17 protein-coding genes and 1 pseudogene are annotated in these 18,258 nt (G+C 44.6%); 13 read left to right on the top strand and 5 right to left on the bottom strand.

Going from position 1 to position 18,258, the window contains the following annotated elements; all coding sequences use genetic code 11:
• Window positions 1-269 precede the first annotated feature (269 nt).
• From C170_RS16225 to C170_RS16200, 7 genes are all read left to right on the top strand, one after another.
• Window positions 270-1,160, top strand: coding sequence for a diacylglycerol/lipid kinase family protein (locus C170_RS16225; RefSeq protein WP_036611691.1), 891 nt, complete (start codon window positions 270-272; stop codon window positions 1,158-1,160).
• A gap of 147 nt (window positions 1,161-1,307) precedes the next feature.
• Complete coding sequence (locus C170_RS16220; RefSeq protein ID WP_036611688.1) at window positions 1,308-2,225, top strand: aldo/keto reductase; 918 nt, start codon at window positions 1,308-1,310, stop codon at window positions 2,223-2,225.
• 272 nt (window positions 2,226-2,497) lie between these two features.
• Window positions 2,498-3,880: a hypothetical protein gene (locus C170_RS16215; RefSeq protein WP_036611685.1), complete on the top strand. Its 1,383-nt coding sequence runs from the start codon at window positions 2,498-2,500 to the stop codon at window positions 3,878-3,880.
• Between the two features lie 257 nt (window positions 3,881-4,137).
• Window positions 4,138-4,308, top strand: a complete 171-nt coding sequence (locus C170_RS30440; RefSeq protein ID WP_017691550.1) for an aspartyl-phosphate phosphatase Spo0E family protein — start codon at window positions 4,138-4,140, stop codon at window positions 4,306-4,308.
• Window positions 4,309-4,407: 99 nt separating this feature from the next.
• Window positions 4,408-4,788 carry a GntR family transcriptional regulator gene (locus tag C170_RS16210; protein WP_036611682.1) on the top strand — a complete coding sequence of 127 codons (381 nt, stop codon included), beginning with the start codon at window positions 4,408-4,410 and terminating at the stop codon, window positions 4,786-4,788.
• Window positions 4,785-5,660: an ATP-binding cassette domain-containing protein gene (locus C170_RS16205; RefSeq protein ID WP_036611679.1), complete on the top strand. Its 876-nt coding sequence runs from the start codon at window positions 4,785-4,787 to the stop codon at window positions 5,658-5,660. The genes C170_RS16210 and C170_RS16205 overlap by 4 nt, the downstream gene beginning before the upstream one ends.
• Window positions 5,657-6,355, top strand: a complete 699-nt coding sequence (locus C170_RS16200; RefSeq protein WP_036611676.1) for a hypothetical protein — start codon at window positions 5,657-5,659, stop codon at window positions 6,353-6,355. Before C170_RS16205 ends, C170_RS16200 begins: the two co-directional genes overlap by 4 nt.
• Before the next feature lie 161 nt (window positions 6,356-6,516).
• On the opposite strand, the gene C170_RS16195 is transcribed toward C170_RS16200, so the two are convergent.
• From C170_RS16195 to C170_RS16185, 3 genes are all read right to left on the bottom strand, one after another.
• Complete coding sequence (locus C170_RS16195) at window positions 6,517-7,035, bottom strand: hypothetical protein (RefSeq protein ID WP_036611674.1); 519 nt, start codon at window positions 7,033-7,035, stop codon at window positions 6,517-6,519.
• Between the two features lie 50 nt (window positions 7,036-7,085).
• Window positions 7,086-7,859, bottom strand: coding sequence for an isocitrate lyase/PEP mutase family protein (locus C170_RS16190; RefSeq protein WP_036611671.1), 774 nt, complete (start codon window positions 7,857-7,859; stop codon window positions 7,086-7,088).
• A 77-nt stretch (window positions 7,860-7,936) separates the two neighbouring features.
• The gene (locus C170_RS16185; protein ID WP_036611668.1) at window positions 7,937-8,989 is read right to left on the bottom strand and encodes a bifunctional transcriptional activator/DNA repair enzyme AdaA; all 1,053 of its coding nucleotides are present in this window, start codon (window positions 8,987-8,989) and stop codon (window positions 7,937-7,939) included.
• A 304-nt stretch (window positions 8,990-9,293) separates the two neighbouring features.
• On the opposite strand from C170_RS16185, the gene C170_RS16180 reads away from it, so the two are divergent.
• Entirely contained in the window at window positions 9,294-9,671 is a 378-nt protein-coding gene (locus C170_RS16180; RefSeq protein WP_036611665.1) for a LysM peptidoglycan-binding domain-containing protein, read from the top strand.
• Between the two features lie 177 nt (window positions 9,672-9,848).
• The gene (locus tag C170_RS16175) at window positions 9,849-10,427 is read left to right on the top strand and encodes a hypothetical protein (protein WP_161799406.1); all 579 of its coding nucleotides are present in this window, start codon (window positions 9,849-9,851) and stop codon (window positions 10,425-10,427) included.
• 114 nt (window positions 10,428-10,541) lie between these two features.
• Here the strand turns inward: C170_RS16175 and C170_RS16170 are convergent, their stop codons facing one another.
• Window positions 10,542-11,459 (bottom strand): phosphatidate cytidylyltransferase, encoded by a 918-nt coding sequence (locus C170_RS16170; protein ID WP_036611662.1) that lies wholly within the window; start codon window positions 11,457-11,459, stop codon window positions 10,542-10,544.
• 96 nt (window positions 11,460-11,555) lie between these two features.
• Between C170_RS16170 and C170_RS16165 the strand changes: the two genes are divergently transcribed.
• Window positions 11,556-12,110 carry a hypothetical protein gene (locus C170_RS16165; RefSeq protein WP_036611659.1) on the top strand — a complete coding sequence of 185 codons (555 nt, stop codon included), beginning with the start codon at window positions 11,556-11,558 and terminating at the stop codon, window positions 12,108-12,110.
• Between the two features lie 89 nt (window positions 12,111-12,199).
• On the opposite strand, the gene C170_RS16160 is transcribed toward C170_RS16165, so the two are convergent.
• Window positions 12,200-12,667 (bottom strand): VOC family protein, encoded by a 468-nt coding sequence (locus C170_RS16160; RefSeq protein WP_036611656.1) that lies wholly within the window; start codon window positions 12,665-12,667, stop codon window positions 12,200-12,202.
• 161 nt (window positions 12,668-12,828) lie between these two features.
• Between C170_RS16160 and C170_RS16155 the strand changes: the two genes are divergently transcribed.
• From C170_RS16155 to C170_RS16145, 3 genes and pseudogenes are all read left to right on the top strand, one after another.
• Window positions 12,829-13,263 carry an Lrp/AsnC family transcriptional regulator gene (locus C170_RS16155; protein ID WP_036611653.1) on the top strand — a complete coding sequence of 145 codons (435 nt, stop codon included), beginning with the start codon at window positions 12,829-12,831 and terminating at the stop codon, window positions 13,261-13,263.
• A gap of 3 nt (window positions 13,264-13,266) precedes the next feature.
• Window positions 13,267-14,424, top strand: coding sequence for a glycerate kinase family protein (locus C170_RS16150; RefSeq protein ID WP_036611650.1), 1,158 nt, complete (start codon window positions 13,267-13,269; stop codon window positions 14,422-14,424).
• Between the two features lie 504 nt (window positions 14,425-14,928).
• Window positions 14,929-18,258: pseudogene (locus C170_RS16145) on the top strand (hypothetical protein); the annotation flags it as partial.

Here is an 18,258-nt window from a genome sequence, read left to right as displayed (position 1 = left end):
GTGTTCAGTGTGAATTGAAGAGTTTAACATATACAGGTTCGGCTCAAAGCACATCTATAGTTATTAACCCGTCAACGGGAAAAAGGAACAAGGAATTTCGTAATGGGTATTTCTCTACTTCTATTCTATATGAAACAAACCCTGCTCTGCACTCTTCAGAGACATGTTTATCAAAAAAAATAAAACATCTCCCGCAGACCCTATTCAACCCACCCTTGAAAAGGGTAAAGATGAAGTAAAGATGCCAATTTGGAGGGGAAGATGTGAGTATGCGCCAAGCCATGATCATTAGTAATCCATCGTCAGGTAAGGAAGAGGCCGAGCAGTATGTGTCCCAAGTCAGAGAAATTCTGGAGTCACAGCAGTATGAGGTGGTGGTTAATGAGACGGCCGGGGAAGGTGATGCCACCAACTACTGTCTGAGCGCCTGCAAAGACGGCTGTGATCTGGTCATCTCCATCGGAGGCGACGGTACGCTGCATGAGACGATTAACGGCATGATGGATCAGGATCATCGTCCCCGATTAGGCGTTATACCGCTAGGTACGGTGAATGATTTTGCGCGTGCGCTGAATATCTCGCTTGACCCGGAAGAAGCCATTAGGCAGTTACGTTCGAATCAGACCCATATCGTGGATCTGGGGAAAATCAATGATCGCCTGTTTGCCAACGTTGTGGCTGCAGGTTCTTTGGCAGAAGCTTTGTTCTCCGTATCCTCGGAAGAAAAGTCGAAGTTGGGATCATTCGCATATCTCAAAGAAGGCTTGAAAGACCTGGTGAATACACCAGCCAATCATCTAACCATCGAATATGACGGACAGCTCTGGGAGGGGGAATCGCCACTTTTTCTGGCGGCGCTGACCAACTCGGTCGGAGGATTCGAGAAGTTGTCCCCGGATGCAGAGGTGGACGATGGTCTGATACATTGTTTTGTTGTTCGTAATATCAGTGTGTTCAACAGTCTGACCCTGGGCACCTCCCTGTTATTTGGTAGTCTGAAAGACCATAAGGACGTGGACTATTTTACAGCCAAAGAAGTTCATGTTCGCTCAGACGAAGCCATTCGCACTAATGTAGATGGGGAAGAAGGTCCTGCCCTGCCGATTCATATCCGTGTCCTGCCAAGGCATATTGAGGTCATTATACCGGAAGAAGTATAGTTTATTCTTTTGGATCTATAGGCTGGAATGAAGAACCTATCATTTCTCCATATGAATGTAGGATAAAGCTATTGAAACCGATTGCAGATATATGTCACAATCAAAGGTAAGATACACGATAATATTCGAATATGGAGGGAAAACATCTTGAGAACGATTAAATTGGGCAGCAGTGCACTAGAAGTACCTGTAGTCGCGGTGGGCTGCATGCGGATTAATTCACTAGACGGTAAGGAAGCCGAACATTTTGTTCGTTCTGCAATGGAGGTTGGCGCGAATTTCTTTGACCATGCCGACATTTATGGTACAGGAACATGTGAGGAGATCTTCGCCGAAGCAGTACAGATGAATCCCCAAGTTCGTGAAAATATGATTCTTCAATCCAAATGCGGTATCCGCAAAGGCATGTTTGATTTCTCCAAAGAGCACATCCTGAATTCAGTCGATGGCATCCTGCAACGTCTGAAAACGGAATATCTTGACGTTCTGCTGTTGCACCGTCCTGATGCATTGGTTGAGCCGGAGGAAGTGGCTGAAGCCTTTGATCAACTGGAGCGCGAAGGTAAAGTGCGTCACTTCGGGGTATCCAACCAGAATCCGAACCAGATCGAATTGTTGAAAAAATACGTGAAACAGCCACTGGTAGCCAACCAGTTGCAGATGAGTATTACCAATACCACGATGATTGACAGTGGCATTAATGTGAACATGGAGAACGATGCCGCGGTTAACCGTGACGGTAGCATTCTTGATTACTGTCGTCTGCATGATATCACCATTCAGCCGTGGTCCCCGTTCCAGTACGGATTCTTCGAAGGTGTATTCCTGGGTAGCGACAAGTTCCCGGAATTGAATGCAAAGATTGACGAGATTGCTGTGAAGTATGACGTGAGCAATACAACGATTGCAATCGCATGGTTGCTTCGTCACCCTGCGCAGATGCAACCTGTGACAGGCACGATGAACATTGAACGTCTGCAAGACTGTGTAAAAGCAGGAGATGTTCATCTCACTCGTCCAGAGTGGTATGAAATTTACCGTGCGGCAGGTAATATACTGCCTTAAATCCAAGTTATAGTGAGTATACTGACTGCTGAGTCAGTTGAGAGCACGAGCCCGTAGATGGCTCGTGTTTTTTGTCTAATTTCAGGTTTGATGCCAGACGTGTTTCCGATATAAAATAAGGATAGGATTGTCCGTTTTATAAAAGGATTAAAATGGTTTTAATACAAATTAGTTGAAATTATTATATTGACCGATACTTTCTAATTACATATAATTACTTTTGCATACCGATAATCCCGTTTATGTTTTTTATTTTGGAGGGTGGTGTTCGTTTGGAGTCGACAACCACGATACGCGATCACTTGGAAAGTTATCTGAAGCGTGAACAGATGTCCATTAGTCATTTTTCGGAAACGTCAGGGATTAATTCGGGTACGCTCAGCAATATTTTGAATAAAAATCGGCCTATTGCCATGCAGCAGTTGGATCGCATTACTTCCGCCATGAGACTGGAAGAAGGTTACTTCTATGAGTTATACATAGACGAGTGTTTTGTACACGCGACCCCGGACTGGCGAAGACTGGGACCCTTCCTTCATCGCTGTGCCGAGTTGGACAAGTTGGACTGTATTGAAGAGGTTATTCGTCTGATGATGGATAATCTATCCTATATTCCTTTGTTATTTGATGTGGCTGAAGAGTTCTACCAAGCGGGTAAATTCAAAGCAGCCATCCTTCTATATGAAAACATCGCCGAGAGTGAGAAAATGCAACATTCCGAGCGGCTTGCACTCTGTCAGTATCGACTGTTCAGGTTGGGGCTAACCAATGATCAGCACCGAAATCTGATTATTGCATCTCGGTTCGAATATTATGTGGATCGGCTGGATGAACGCTACCAGTTGGATGCGCTTAACGAACTGATTAATGCTTTTGGAGCATTGCATAGATGGGACAAGGTTCAGGAGTTATCTGAAAAATTGAAAATAAAAGCGTCCATCCATTATGAGATGAATGGCCGAAGGAAACAAGAAGAGACAAAAAGACCAATTGTTTTCTATATTCTATACTCCGATCTAGCTGCAGGAAGTGCCTGTTATCAATTGAAGGACTACACTGAGGCACTTAAATATGTTTCTTTATATTCGGATAATCGCTGGGTGAGGAACCCGGATAAAGATGAAATCGTAGTTATGAATCAGTTTCAAGAATGGGCTGAAGCTAATCGATATATATATCATTTAATGGGTGGACAGTTTGAGGTATTACCAGATTACCTGGCGTATATCTCGACGAAGGAAAATGAGATATTCCCAGCGCTTTGTGATATTGTAACGGCGGCTAATCGCTATGATAAGGATATTGATCATGTTCTCAAACAGTATGAATCCTACTTCACTTATCAGGAACAGAGTAACCGAATTGGTAAAGTAAGCAGACAAGTTACGGATGATCGATATTTACGACTTTTAGCAGATTTGGGTGCATATTATTTAAAGAAAGACGAGTATCATTTAGGTATAGAATTTGTGCTAGATAGTTTAAAATTTTCTATTGAAATTAGCAGTGGACGAGGTATGCTTAGAGGTGTCGGACTGTTTGAGCAATACCGGGAATTTGCATCTGAGACGGCGAAACAGCAATACAAAATGATAATTAGTGAGGTGCAGAAACTCAATGAAGAGAAAGTTGGCTTTGCTGATAGCTACCTGTAGTATCGTTGTATTCATCGTAGCTCCTGCTACGGAACCTGTCCCAGGCAAGGAAAGCCCGAATCCCGAAAGCCCGAACCCCGAAATTATGAGACCCGCTGATCATGGATTTGGAACTTAATAAAAGTAAAGAACGCTTCTGAATTCATTTCAGAAGCGTTCTTTTTTTGTGTATCAAAGTGGAAGAATAAGTATGTCGTATCTCACATGCGCTTATGATTGGCATAATACACTAAAATATGACAAAAAGGAGGGGTACTATGGATCGCCTGGATTTGATATCACGGATCGAAGATGCCAGACAGTTGTTATATCGCATGCATATGGAATACGGTAGTCTGCTTCATCCGGAAGTGATCCAGCAATCCGTAGTCCTGGACGGGCTTATTAATCAATACAACAGAGCAAAGGTAGGAAAGGCGATGAATTAAGTTCGCCTATTTACATTTGCGTCTTTGTATACTATAGTTAGTTACATGAGTAACTAACCGACTAACTGACCAATGAATACGTATGAAAGTTGGAAGCACATGAAATCGACTTTGGATGAATCTCAGCCTATTTTTCATCAGATTGCTACGATGATTATGGACGATATTGTGGAGGGCAGATTGAAGGTGGAAGAACAGGTTCCCTCAACCAATGAACTGTCACGCTTCTACAATATCAATCCGGCTACAGCCCGCAAAGGACTGCAGGAACTCGTGGACAAGGGGATTATATACAAACAGCGAGGTGTTGGAATGTTTGTTGCAAAGGGAGCAAGAGAAGCATTGCTCGTTGAACGGAAGCAAGATTTTTATGAAGAATACATCAAGCCTTTACTTGAAGAAGCCAGACGGATTCACATGAATGAAGACATGATCATTGATCTGATTCGTGGCAAGAAGGATAAGGAGAGTGAGTTATGATTCATATGGAGCAGGTCAACTACAGCTACCAGAAGACACCCGTTCTGAACCAGGTTACGCTACATGAGAGTGAGCCAATCATTAGTGCGATCTGGGGAAGAAATGGAGCGGGGAAAACAACCATGATGAGTTTACTTGCAGGGCATAACCGCCCGGACAGTGGAACCGTTCAGATCATGGGTCAAGACCCCTATAATAATCTGGCTGCCCAAGAGCATCTGTGCTACATCCAGGAGAATCATCCCCTGGGGAAAAACTGGACGGTTAGTGACATGGTTCAAATGGGGCAATATTTTCACCCGCAGTGGAATCAGGATTTGGCGGAACGTTTAATCGATGTGTTCGAACTACCGGCGAAGAAAAAGATCGTTAAATTTTCGAAAGGCATGAAGACTGCTGCCCAGATTATATTGGGTCTTGCCAGTAATGCAAAGATAACCATTCTGGATGAACCTACCAATGGACTCGATGCTGAGAAGCGTAAATTCTTCTACAATGCGCTACTGGAAAGTTATGAAGATAACCCGCGTCTGATTCTCATATCCAGTCATCACATTGAGGAGATTCAGCCTTTGTGTGAGTCCCTTATCGTTTTGCAAGCCGGAGAGGTGTTGTTAAATCAATCGATGGAAGAGATGCGCGAAAAAGGAGTTCTTCTAACAGGGGGAATTGATGATATTAACCGAGTTACATCAGGTGTTAAAGTTATAGAGTCTTCTCAGATGGGATCGACTGTAAAAGTGATGATTGATGAGCCCTACTCGAAAATGTGGAAGGATATCGCTCATTCACAGGGGCTTTCCATTGAGAAAGCGACATTACAAGATTATTTGGTTAACAGGACCCGTAATCAAGAGGGGGTTAAACCATGAACGCAGTAAAAGGTACGAACCGACTGATTCGCGATGATATGCGTTTGTTTCTGAGCATATTTTCATCCATCGCTCTAATGCTCGCCGTTGTATATCTGGCCATTGGCTTCATATTTGATGTCTCGTATGCTACGCAACTGTTTGGTCCCATGTACGGAGGGATATGTGCGTTTGCCATCGGGGGAATGATTACACTGTTTCCGGTTGCGATTGGTATGGGCAGTACACGAATTCAATTCATGAAATCCTTCTATATGAATTCGGTATGGATGGTTGCAGGCACCATGATCATTCTGCATGTGGCGTACTTCCTCTTACACCTGCTTCAGGAAAAAGGAATTGTTGACGTAACCCTTTATCAACCGGGCATGTTGTATTCAAGTGAATATCATTTCTTATCCTACCTGTGGATCGATCTGATGTGCGGCTTTCTTGTACTGGGAATCTCTGTCTTCCCAACGGTTTGTTGGATGCGCTTGGGGATGCGTAACTTCTTCATTATGTTCTTTGGGGTAGGCCTAATGATCACTCTGATCGTTGTCTTCGCAGATCTTGGGGAGTGGATGAAGTGGTTTGCGAATGTGAATATGATGACACTGTTCACCGTTCTGGGATGTATTGGTGGTGCGCTACTTCTATCTACGTACCCGATGATGAAGAATGCGCCGCTTACCATGAAAACCAAAAAAGACTGACAGGAAACAGTTATAAAGGAACGGGGCAAGGAATCTAAGCGAAATCTCCGAAATTAGAAAACACGAGTGCGAACACGCCTCGTGTTTTTTGTATCATCCTAAATCATTGGATTTACCTATTCAACAATCTTTATACGTAATTCCAAATGAAGGTGCATCCCTTAAGCTTGAGCCTGCGGTTTGAATCCTTCGTCTTTGAGGTACTCGCCGGCTTCGCTACGTGACTCAAAAGCCATATCCAGATTATCACCGGAATATACATACCACATGTCATCTTCGTATTTTAAAGTCAGCGTATGTCCATCTTCATCGATCCACGTTCCGCCACCCGTAGAGGTTGTAGACAATACAGGAGCAGTAGCTTTTACTTGTTCTGGCTCTTCGAATTCAACTGCGTTGGGATTGTGAGACATCGCTTGGATCGTTTCATCTAACAATGTGCGCAGATCTGCTTCGGAGTAATCACGAATATTGACGAATCCTTTAGCATCGGTCTCACAGTTAGGCAGTAGCCCTGCATAGATATAACCGTTTCCGTTAGGATGAATATGGAGAGCAACAATTTTTTTATCATACGCACTATCCTCGTAGTGGAAATTAACTCGACCGAGAGAAACATCTTTGCGTTGCAGTTGGGGATACGATTGTAGCACTTCTAGCTTTTGTTCCACGTTAAGCATAATTGCCTCCTGTAAATGTTCAATAGAGGTGATTATAACATGCCCTCCTGTTAATTTCCCGATAAAATGTTTCTCCCCAGTTCTTTTAGGTGTTCCATAACTTGCAGATAGGGATATGGCCCGTAACTTACACGTGCTACACCCAGTGTGGCAAGCTGTTTTGGTGAAGGCTCAGGAGACGTAACCATGACGTTAATTGGCAGCGGTGAACGCTCACACAATTCCTGAATCAGTTGGTGATCCTGCAAACCGGGTACAAACAGACCACTGGCTCCTGCATCTGCATAATGGCTCGAACGTATAAGTGCTTCCTCCAGGAGAGAGTGGTTATGGTGTTCAGGTGCATGTTGTAGAAAAATATCTGTGCGGGCGTTAATGAACAACGGGATGCCTGCCTGCTGCGCAGCTTCCCGGGCGGCGGACAATCTCGGGCATTGCTCCTCCACAGTGTACAATCCCAAGCCAGCGGGAAGTTGATCTTCAATGTTGATTCCTACAGCACCATGATCGATGACTTGCAGGATATTTTGCTTCACTTCTGACACAGACCTCCCATACCCTCCCTCTATATCGATCGTTACAGGCAGATCCACGCTCGCTGTAATCCGTGCGAGATTGGCAAGCACCAGATGGAATGGCATGGCTTCACCATCGCGTTCACCGTGGGCCGCAGCAACGGACCAGCTTCCGGTAGCAATGGCCGTTGCTCCAGCGGATTGGATGGCTTGTGCGCTTCCGGCATCCCACACATTGACCAGAACAAGTGGTTTTCCTTTCACATGGTATTGTTGGAACAACGCTGCTTTTTCTTCTAAGGTACTCATATTATGTTGACTCTCCTTTGTTATATCATGCATTCCTTTGGACATTTGATACGTACTTCATTACTTCATTCTGTTTTTCAGCTACCCTGTTTTTGTTTCTCATGAGTCAAAAGCCAGTTTTTGCGAGTTAATCCCCCGCCATATCCACCCAGTTCACCACTGGCATTGATTACACGGTGACATGGAATCACAATCGCAAGCTGATTGGCCCCATTCGCCTGTGCCACAGCTCGGCAAGCAGTCGGTTTTCCCAGTGCATTTGCAATCTCTTGATATGACCTCGTTTCACCAGCCGGAATGGCCAGCAACTCGTCCCACACACGCTTCTGAAATGGTGTTCCTAAACAGAACAACGGTGTGTCGAATGCTGTCCGAATACCTTGAAAGTACTCGTTTAGTTCACGCTCAATGGACTGGATGGGAGCTGTAGTGCCGGGTACAATCGCTGATTTGGTTCGTTTGCGCAGACGCTCAACTTCGCGCTCCAGACCTCTGCGGTCCACAAATTCCAGTAAATATAGCGACTCCTCATCTGCGATGGCCATCATCGGGCCGAGGCGGGTGTCAATCCAGGACGCTTTTAGGATATGTCCTTCATCGACTTGTGTAGGGGCAGCACCCATGATCCGTGAAAAGGCATCGCGGAAGCCGCTGCTTGATTCATATCCGGTAGATAATTGGCTATCAATCACGGTGCGGCCGGAGCGAATATTTTTCAGGGCAAGTCCCATGCGGCGAGCGCGAGCATATTCTACAAAGGTCATGCCGAACCGCTTCTTGAATTGTCGGCGAGCAGTGGATTCGTCGATGGAGAGGGCCTTGAAATCCTGTTCTTTCCAGCGTTTCTCCGGATTTTTCTCCACAGCTTCCACTAATATGCGAACGACATCGGATACTTGGTTAGGGTGAGAAAGTGGACGACAGCGCTGGCAAGGGCGATAAGAGGCCAGAAGTGCCTGTTGAGCCGTCTCATAGAATTCGCAGTTTTCGAATTTTGGCTTTCGCGCAGGGCATGTGGGACGACAGAACACACCTGTGGTTCGGACTCCAACATAGAATAAACCCTCGTATTCCGAATCCTTGGCTACAAGCGCCTCGTAATATTGTTCCTTCAGATCAGCAGAAATCATGGGGGCACGTCCTTACTCATTAGAATCTTTATCTATACCTATTATAGAAAAACGTTGCAGCAAGCATCGCCGAAAATCAGGCATGAATATTGGATAAATTGAATCTGATATAACATTGAAATTCGGTTGTTCAGAATTTGTTTAGAGTGAACTGGTAGTATAGACCTATCAGGGTAGGGTGACTTAGGCAAAGATACCTATATAGTGAAAAAGCGAGTTATTGATCATTCATTGTTATAGGAAAAATACATAGGTAAACATGAAATTAAAGATTAGCGGAATGAAAGTCTGGAGGTCGACTAGAATGAAATATTCCACGTACAAAAGTATTTATGAATCCGCTTATACCAAAACGTCCGAGTCTCGCACCATGTATGTTAAAGGTCAATTCATGCAGCGTGTGAAGACGCCAGCCTGGCTAATGAAGATCGTCACTATAACTCTAATTATAATCATAGGGTGTAGTGCTGTATTCACTGCATTTGCCGGGGATGAGCAATTGTTGTCGGGGGACCAGATCGTTGTATCTCAGGGAGATACACTGTGGGGCATTTCATTGGCACATAAACCTCAGCAGATGGACACTCGTGTGTATGTAGAAGCTATCAAGAAAGTGAACAAAATCGAGCATACCGCCATCCAGATTGGACAAGTGTTGGTCTTGCCTGGGTTTGATCGATAAAATAATACGTGTATGAAGTCATGAACAGAGTTCTTTTTTTAATCATCGAGGTGCAGTTACATACTGAATTTATTAATCATTTACATATAATGGAGCTTCATGTGGGACGATATGGTGTAGTGATTAATAAGTGGCGTGTTGGATATACGTGCCGAAGATGAATGAAGGGAGAATTAGATGATGAAAATAAATATAAAGAAATCTGCACTTTGCATGTCTGTGCTCTGTATTTCGCTATTCGTCAGTGCCTGTGGTGCCAAGAACAATAATGAATCGGTTCAGGAGCACGCCTATCCGCAATCGAAGCAACCCGTAGAGGAAGCTGGAGAAAACTCTGTACCGAATGCGGATGCGAAGAATAACAATAGCCAAGGCAGTGCCAGTGGTGATGAGGGCAAGCCTACAGCTCAATCGGAATCAACTGAACCGTCTGAGCAGATTGATATCGTCATTGACCAGTCGGAGAAACCGAGCGAGGGTAACAGCTTTGATTTTGGAATTAAACAGGTTCCGAAGGGGTATACACTAACGGAGATGCGGTGGACGTCTAACACGGTGACGATTGTGAATTCACTACAGGAAGCCATTGAACATGGTGGAAATGGTGAAGAGGGTTTTTACTTTAGCGGCAATGGACAGTTCTCTGGCTTTATCTATTCGGATGAGATGAAGGGCGAGCGGGGCAAAGCGACATTTGTGTTCACAAACGATGAGGGGAACGAAATCATGTCCGAAAAAGAAATTACGTTGAAGTAGCGCAGGCATATCATGAAGGGTCCGTCTAGAGCCTGTTGAACAGGAAAAGCAGCCACTTGGGCTGCTTTTTTTGACATACATAATTACAAGATCGTCGATCTATCTGTTGTGTTGCTACATAAAGTCAAAGAAATAACGTACCACGTGGAACATAACCGGAGAGGTATAGGTCAGGCTGTCGACCCGGCTCAGGTAGCTTTTTTTGAGCGAATCGAACTTGTTGTCATCTCCAATTAACAGATCGCGCTTCAGTACAGACACCGTCAGACTACCGAAGAATCCAGCCAAACTGATCAACACCCCGATGAACAGCGAGAATTTCCAATCAAATGGCGTCAGGTAGGGATGGATCAAATAAGACGTTGCTGTCGTTACAATAAACGCACACGCAAACCCTTCCCAGGTGACAAATGGATTGGCGGTAGGCACCACTTTTCGTTTGCCTAGATAGAGAGAGACCAGATAGTGCACCACATCATTAAGCTGTGTTAGCACGACCAAGAACAGCACCAGCTTGGAGCCGTACTCCGGTGAGGCAAATGGGAAATAGGCCAAGTGGCTCAGTCCAAACACCATCAGCATTAGTCCCCATTGTGTGGAGCTGACACTGCGCAGGAAACCGACCGTACCTTTGTTAATCAGACGTGGCAGGGGCAGCACTAGGAACACATATAGGGGAATAAACACGATAAACATGCCATACCATCCAATGTAGATCCAGTAGAACTGAACCGGAATCGCCAGATACGCCCATAGGAACAGCCTGCGGTCGGCTTTGCGTGTACTGCGAATCATGGAGAAGTATTCTTTGAGTGAGAAGAATGCAAGCACCATGAGGGAGATGAGGGACACGATGGGGTTAAAAAGGGTGGCGAGGCAGAAGATCACAAACATACCCCACCAGGTTTTGATTTTTTGGCCGATGCCTGAATAGTCTTTGCTTGGCTGAAGCTTTGCAATAATTTTGTACACGATATGTATCACAAGTAAAGCTGTGAAGATTAACGTTAGTGTAAAGAGTGAACTGCTCACGTACCGATCACCTGCTTATTCAAAGTAAGATTCCATTGTAGGGTACCTATGTTATTATGAAGGAATAGTGCCAACTTGATAAGGGGAAATTTTGCTATGACAGATGAACGCTCCATCTATATCTTGCTTACGAATACAGGAACGCTGTTTACCAAGGTTATTCAGAGCTATACCCGAGCGCCATATAATCACGCATCGATCTCATTTGACCGGGAGTTAACCGAACTGTACAGCTTCGGCCGCAAGCATCCGAGCAATCCGCTGAATGGTGGGTTTGTGAAGGAGAATATTCAGACAGGTACATACAGCAAGTATCCCAATACCACATGTGTCATATACAAGCTTCAGGTGACGGATCGTGAAGTGGAAAAGATGAAACGTGTGCTGCACATCTTCATCCGCAGCCGCCAGAAATATATGTACAATCTGCTCGGCGTGATCGGCATTACACTCAAGGAACCGGTGGAGTTCAGCAACTCCTACTTCTGCTCCCAATTTGTAGCCGAGATTCTACAGCGTTCGGGAATCAAACTGTGGAATAAACTGCCGGCGCTGGTGACACCGGATGATTTTCGCCAGAGTGAACGATTGCAACTGGTTTATGAAGGGAAACTAAGTGAGTATACGCTGGGGAGTGCAGAGCAAGAGTAGGGTAGGTGTGTGCTGGTGCTTGCCAAGCAAATCGAACCATGAAACAGCCTGCTGCCACGAATGACGAGGCAACAGGCTGTTTGTGTACTTCATATGGATGAAGGTGAGGATGAGGATCGGTCAAAATCAACCTCTTCAAGGAATTCGATCACTTCACCATTCGGACTGTGGACGAGCGCATTTCTAACCCGAAGTGCAGGTTCGCCAAGCGATATCCAATCCGGTTCAACGTAGGCCTTGGCTCCATGGGCGAGCGCTCGCTGATAGATATCTTCTATATCATGCACGTAAAAGGCGAAATGTAACAGTGCGCCGTGCCGGACCGCTTCAGGAGAGGTGGCAGGTTCACCCTCGGCAGGAATGACTGCTTTTGGATCAAATACCTCAATACAGGTGCGCTGATCCGGAGAGATCAGCATACATGCCTCGGTAATGTGGAAGGAAGGCAAACTCCAGGAGTGACCGACCTTGAATCCCAATACTTTTATATAAAACGCCAGAGTATCTTCGTAATTACGAGCCTGAATGGCTACATGTGCAAGTCCAATAACACTCACATTACATCGCTCCTTCTTCAGATTGTATTCTAAAGTATAGGGTTAATATCGCATTGGAACCATACAATATCAAAGGATATAATGAGATAGAATCTAACTATTTTTAGCTAATTTATTAGAAAAACCTTATTAAATAAGCCGACGACTCGGAGGTCTTACAAATGGAACACATAATAGATGAAATCGATCAGCAGATTATGCGCTTGCTGCAACATCATGCACGTATCCCCGTTGCACAGATAAGCAAAGAAATTAACATGTCCCAACCTTCGGTTAAGGAAAGAATTCTGAAACTGGAGGAGAGAGGTGTAATAACGGGATATTCAACCATCTATAATCTGGCCCGGTTAAACCGTGGAACCACGACATTTATTTTGCTCAAAACAGAGCATTGCGACGAGTTGGTCCAGTTCTGTGAACAGGCTATCGAAGTCACGGATGTCTATCGGATTAGCGGTGAATATAACTATCTGATCAAGGTACAGACGGCGTCCATTGAAGAACTTGCCGAATTTCAGGATTCACTGGTGAAGCTGGGACCCTCCAAATCCCATATCAGCATGAAAAATATTATGGAAAACCGTGTTCTCCTTTAAGATATGAGAGAGACTAGAGAGAAGACATTTGTTCTGGCACCGGATTCGTTCAAAGAAAGCATGACAGCAAAAGAAGTATGTATCGCGATGGAAAAAGGGTTGCGTAAAATATATCCGACGGCACGCTATATTCATGTACCTATGGCAGATGGTGGGGAAGGTACGGTTCAGTCCCTTGTGGATGCTTCCGGCGGTGTCCTTCACCAGCACGAGGTGAGCGGACCATTGGGTCAGACAGTCACTGCACAGTATGGCATTCTGGGTGGCGGAACAACGGCGGCCATCGAGATGGCGTCGGCCAGCGGCATCCACTTGGTTACCAAGGAGACCCGGGACCCGCTCCGGACGACAACCTATGGAACAGGCGAGTTGATTCGCGCATGTCTGGACCTTGGCATACGCAAGATCATCATTGGCATTGGTGGTAGCGCGACCAACGACGGTGGGGCTGGCATGGCTGAAGCACTTGGTGCGAAGTTTCTGGATGCACAGGGTCAGCCGCTTGCGCGTGGGGGCGGGGCTTTGGATCAACTGGCTCAGATTGATGTATCTGGTCTGGATGAGCGTTTGCAGGAAGTGGAGTTCATTGTGGCCTGTGATGTGACCAATCCCCTATGTGGGGAGCATGGCGCATCAAGGGTGTTTGGACCACAAAAAGGGGCAACTCCAGAGATGGTTGAACAGCTGGACGCGAATTTGTCCCATTATGCAGATGTGGTGAAACAGCAGCTTCATAAAGATATCCGAGATGTACAAGGAGCCGGAGCGGCTGGTGGATTGGGCGCGGGACTTTTGATTTTTACACAGGCTGTATTACGTAAAGGGATTGAGATTGTCATTGAATATACTGAGTTGCGTGAAAAGTTGATTGCTGCGGATGTGGTATTTACGGGTGAAGGCGGCATCGACTTCCAAACGAAATTTGGCAAGACCCCCTATGGTGTTGCTCGGGCAGCCAAGGAAGCGGGTAAACCTGTGATTGCCCTTGCAGGTTGTGTGGGCGAAGGGATTGACACCCTCTACGCGGAAGGCATCGATGCCATATTTGGTATTGTGCCTGGAGCAGCAGATCTGGATCGACTATTGCGAGAAGGCCCGGAGAATGTGGAACGTACCGCCGAGAATATTGCAAGAGTACTGAAGTTGGGGTTACTTTCTTAGGTCAGTGACCATCTGGATCGTATAGGGTCGGATTGCGGATTGGAATGTGATGTGACAAAGACGGGATACGGATATGCCTGATATCAGGTGATCTGTCTCTCGTCTTTTTTGCTGTGAAGTTCCATTGTATAGTTGTCGTTCAAGTCGCTTCGTTCGCGTTATTTTTACCCTTGATGGCACAATGAAGAAATTGCACATACAGTTACGTATCTGATGGCCAATATGTTCACGACGGGCAGCACATTGTATGTGGATGGCGGGTACACCTTGATTTAAGGGCTGGAGTTATATAGGTCCCAAAGAATACTTTTTTTAAAATAAAATGATGAATTTTGGCGAAAAAAATTGAGATCTATCCTGTTTTTGTACTACAGGATGGATCTTTTTCCTTTTATTTGCTCTTTTTGTTTAGATTCTGTTTATCGCAGTGCACTACAATAGGCCTTACGTATCAGATGGATTGAATTTATATGTAAAAAACATGAGATAGGGAGGATCAAGTACATGAATTACAAAAAGCTGATAAGCTACCTTTTAATTGCGGTTTTGTTGTTACAGGTGGTTAGTGTGGGTGGGGTTGCAAGTGCTGACCCGTTTACTCCGTTGGATCAACTTAATATGGAGAGAGACATGTATGTTGAGTCGGATGAGGGTACGACGATGACCAATGTTCAAAATTTACTTGAACAACAAGATTTAATCACACTACCTGAAGATTATGAAGCATTAAACGATAATCAAAAATATGAAATTGCCAGAGGCATGGTCTTGCTGCTTCCACTGGAGTTCTCATATGAGAACAACAATCAGGCCAATTACGTATTTGATTTGGTGCACCATCTTATCACACTTCCTAAGCAGACTGAGTCGAGCGCATTGCAGTACAACATCACTCTGGTTTATAGCCTGCTGGCAGAATGGTCCACTTATTTCCCGAATGTTGGTAAACCTGATTGGACACAAGCTGGTAATCATTATATGAATTTGACGGGTGCAGACTTGCCAATGTTTGTGAGCTATCTTATGTTCTATAATATTATATTCATGAATTCTAGCGATCCTACGCAATTTAATAGTCAGTTGGAATTTATGGTTTCTAAGATATCAGAATATAAAGAACTGAATGGAGCACTTGACCTTTCCAGCATGGAAGCATCATTGGATAATCTTTATGGTAAGTATGACTTCATTCAAATGCATGTCATTTTTAATCCAAATCCTAACATCCAGCCTTTTGTTTTTGATATGGGGAAAATGTCGACCATCCAGAATGATGTAGCCACTAAATCCGAACTTGCACAATGGATGATTGATCATAAGCCGCAGAACGGTTATGAAACGGTATCTGAAGTTCAAACTACGTTTGATGCGTTCTTTAATAAGGATACACCGCTGACCAAGTATAACGAACTGAAGAAAGAAGCAGATCGGGGTAACAGCAATGATTTTATCCAAGATATGATTGCATTACTGCGCGATGAACAATTCATCACTGAGCCTGATTTCAAGATGCTTTCTGTCAAAGATCAGGAGGATATCGCAATATACTTACTGGATATAGATCCACCAACGAATGCTGGATATGAGAATAATAAACAGGTCCAATTCATGGTGCAAGTAGCCTTGAAGGCACTTGAAGTCATTCGCGAAATTGATGGACCAAACGCAATAACTGCACTTGATGAGTTTTATAAAAAGCAAGCAAAACGAGTAGATTATTTCAAGGAGCCCGATGCAGAAGGGGAATACTACCGACTTATTGATACTTACCTCACATCCTCCGAAATGGACAAATGGATGACTAAGTATCGATATGCAATTAGGCTGAAAGGGAAAGAGTCCATCTCCCGAGTAGTCAAATTCACGGACACTGCTGTTGAAAGAACACCTTATCTTAACCAGGCCTTAACGGAAGCAGAAGTGTTGGAGTCTTTGGAGCAACTCCGATCTATTCAGAAAGATGTTGAGAAATATAACTCCGATTACCCAGAAAGTCCGTTGGAGTCTTTCCCTTTGGACTTTACCAAAATAGATACCTTAACGAACGAGTATCAGCAACAATTAGCAGATCATATGATCGAACTTCGACCAAGCGGAGGGTTTGTAAACTATAATGCAATCCAGACTGCATTTAATAAATTTTTCCCGGATGATAACGAAAGCAATCCATTGAGTGTCTTAAATACTGCAAAGAGCAACAGTAATATAGCGGCTATGCGAATGGCTATGGAAGATCCGGATCTGGGTATTACTTTACCCAATGGATACGGTGCCTTGTCTCTGCAGGTTAGAGATTTCATTGCGGGATTCCTGATTGAATATGTAAATAAAGATTACAAAAACAAAGAACAGGTCCAATATATGATTGAACTTGGTGTATTGGCACAATCTGTTTGGGAGCAGAGGGAACTCAGTGTTCTTAGGAATAAACTGGATCTGCTCGCTCAGCAATTAGTAAATGGACCTAATCACTTTAATGACCAACAGACATATGTGTTACGCAGCCTTGGACAACAACATTTGGAACGTAGCAAAGTAGATAAAGGTGTACTGGCATTCAATTACTTGCATCTAGTTGCATTCGAAAGGTTGGAAGGAGTGTCTAAAGGGGATATTGTTGATCCGGATATTGTCCTGAATCTCCTCTCTATGCCTATCGATTCATTTGAGCAAGCTACCTCTATACCGCGAATGGATCAATGGCTTGATAAAGCAATGAAAGATCAGATTAAAGGTGAAGCATTCTTCAGCAAATACAAATTTAATCTTAGAGGCGCTCTTGATTTATCCAAAAGGGCAGAACTCAGTCCTGAAGGCCAAAAGGAATTGGCTGAATGGGTCCTAAATGAACAAGACAGTTACGAGGATGTTGGGAATCTACAAAATGTATTTAACCGATTCTTTACGGCTCCTAATGTGAAGGGCAATGACATCAATAACACCCTAACAGGCTTGGACAATACGATGGAGATTTCCTTCGACAATAAGTTGCACTGGATTGATGTTGCCTTCATTCAAAAAATGGACCTTAGCGGCAACAAAACGGTATGGGTTCGTTACAAAGCAATCAGCGATGAACTGCCAGGCCGCGCTGTGAAGTTTGTCTTTACACAGAATGGTGATAGCAATACAGATAATGGCAATACTCCAACGCCTAACCCGGATGGAAACACAGGTGGTGGTGGTGGAGGTGGTGGAGGTTCGTCCACAACTTCACCAGTAACCTCTACACCTGCACCTTCAACGAGACAAGAGCAGATCGTGGTTGACGTTAATGGAACAAACGGTACCAACCTGACCAAAACGCCAATTACCCGTACAACCGAAACCAACGGCACGATCAAAGATCTGGTGAAAATGACCGAAGCCATTGCCAAGGAATCGGTAGAAAAAGCGAAACAATTGAACATGAACACCGCACGCATTGTTATTCCAGATACCAAAGATTCCGTGTCCGAGACACGTATTGAACTGCCTAAAGCAGCGGTAAAAGAACTGAATGATGGCTCGCTCAAGCTGGAGATTTCCACTGAAAATGTAGTGATTTCCGTTCCGACGAATTCCATCGCCGGATTTGATCAAGACTTGTACTTCCGCGTTGTACCTTTGAAAAAGGAATCCGAGCGCAAAGAAGTTGAAGAGCGTGCGAAGAAAGAGCAATTGATTCAACAAGTTGCTCCGAATACGAATGTTCGTGTACTGGCTCGTCCGGTAGAGATCGACACGAATATGCAGAGCCGCGAAGTGACACTCACATTGCCACTGCGTGACAGTCTGCCAACCGATCCGGCTGCTCGTCAGCAAGCATTGGACAACCTGGCGATCTATATCGAA

The organism is Paenibacillus sp. FSL H7-689 (assembly GCF_000517905.1).
Classification (GTDB): domain Bacteria; phylum Bacillota; class Bacilli; order Paenibacillales; family Paenibacillaceae; genus Paenibacillus; species Paenibacillus amylolyticus.
The sequence above is the reverse complement of the archived record's forward strand: the minus strand, read 5'-3'. Positions and strand labels throughout refer to the sequence as shown.

Coding starts and splice junctions, on each gene's coding strand:
- C170_RS16225 (WP_036611691.1), top strand. CDS start 270: ATGCGCCAAGCCATGATCATTAGTAATCCATCGTCAGGTAAGGAAGAG.
- C170_RS30440 (WP_017691550.1), top strand. CDS start 4,138: ATGGATCGCCTGGATTTGATATCACGGATCGAAGATGCCAGACAGTTG.
- C170_RS16210 (WP_036611682.1), top strand. CDS start 4,408: ATGAAATCGACTTTGGATGAATCTCAGCCTATTTTTCATCAGATTGCT.
- C170_RS16205 (WP_036611679.1), top strand. CDS start 4,785: ATGATTCATATGGAGCAGGTCAACTACAGCTACCAGAAGACACCCGTT.
- C170_RS16200 (WP_036611676.1), top strand. CDS start 5,657: ATGAACGCAGTAAAAGGTACGAACCGACTGATTCGCGATGATATGCGT.
- C170_RS16195 (WP_036611674.1), bottom strand. CDS start 7,035: ATGCTTAACGTGGAACAAAAGCTAGAAGTGCTACAATCGTATCCCCAA.
- C170_RS16190 (WP_036611671.1), bottom strand. CDS start 7,859: ATGAGTACCTTAGAAGAAAAAGCAGCGTTGTTCCAACAATACCATGTG.
- C170_RS16185 (WP_036611668.1), bottom strand. CDS start 8,989: ATGATTTCTGCTGATCTGAAGGAACAATATTACGAGGCGCTTGTAGCC.
- C170_RS16180 (WP_036611665.1), top strand. CDS start 9,294: ATGAAATATTCCACGTACAAAAGTATTTATGAATCCGCTTATACCAAA.
- C170_RS16175 (WP_161799406.1), top strand. CDS start 9,849: ATGATGAAAATAAATATAAAGAAATCTGCACTTTGCATGTCTGTGCTC.
- C170_RS16165 (WP_036611659.1), top strand. CDS start 11,556: ATGACAGATGAACGCTCCATCTATATCTTGCTTACGAATACAGGAACG.
- C170_RS16155 (WP_036611653.1), top strand. CDS start 12,829: ATGGAACACATAATAGATGAAATCGATCAGCAGATTATGCGCTTGCTG.
- C170_RS16150 (WP_036611650.1), top strand. CDS start 13,267: ATGAGAGAGACTAGAGAGAAGACATTTGTTCTGGCACCGGATTCGTTC.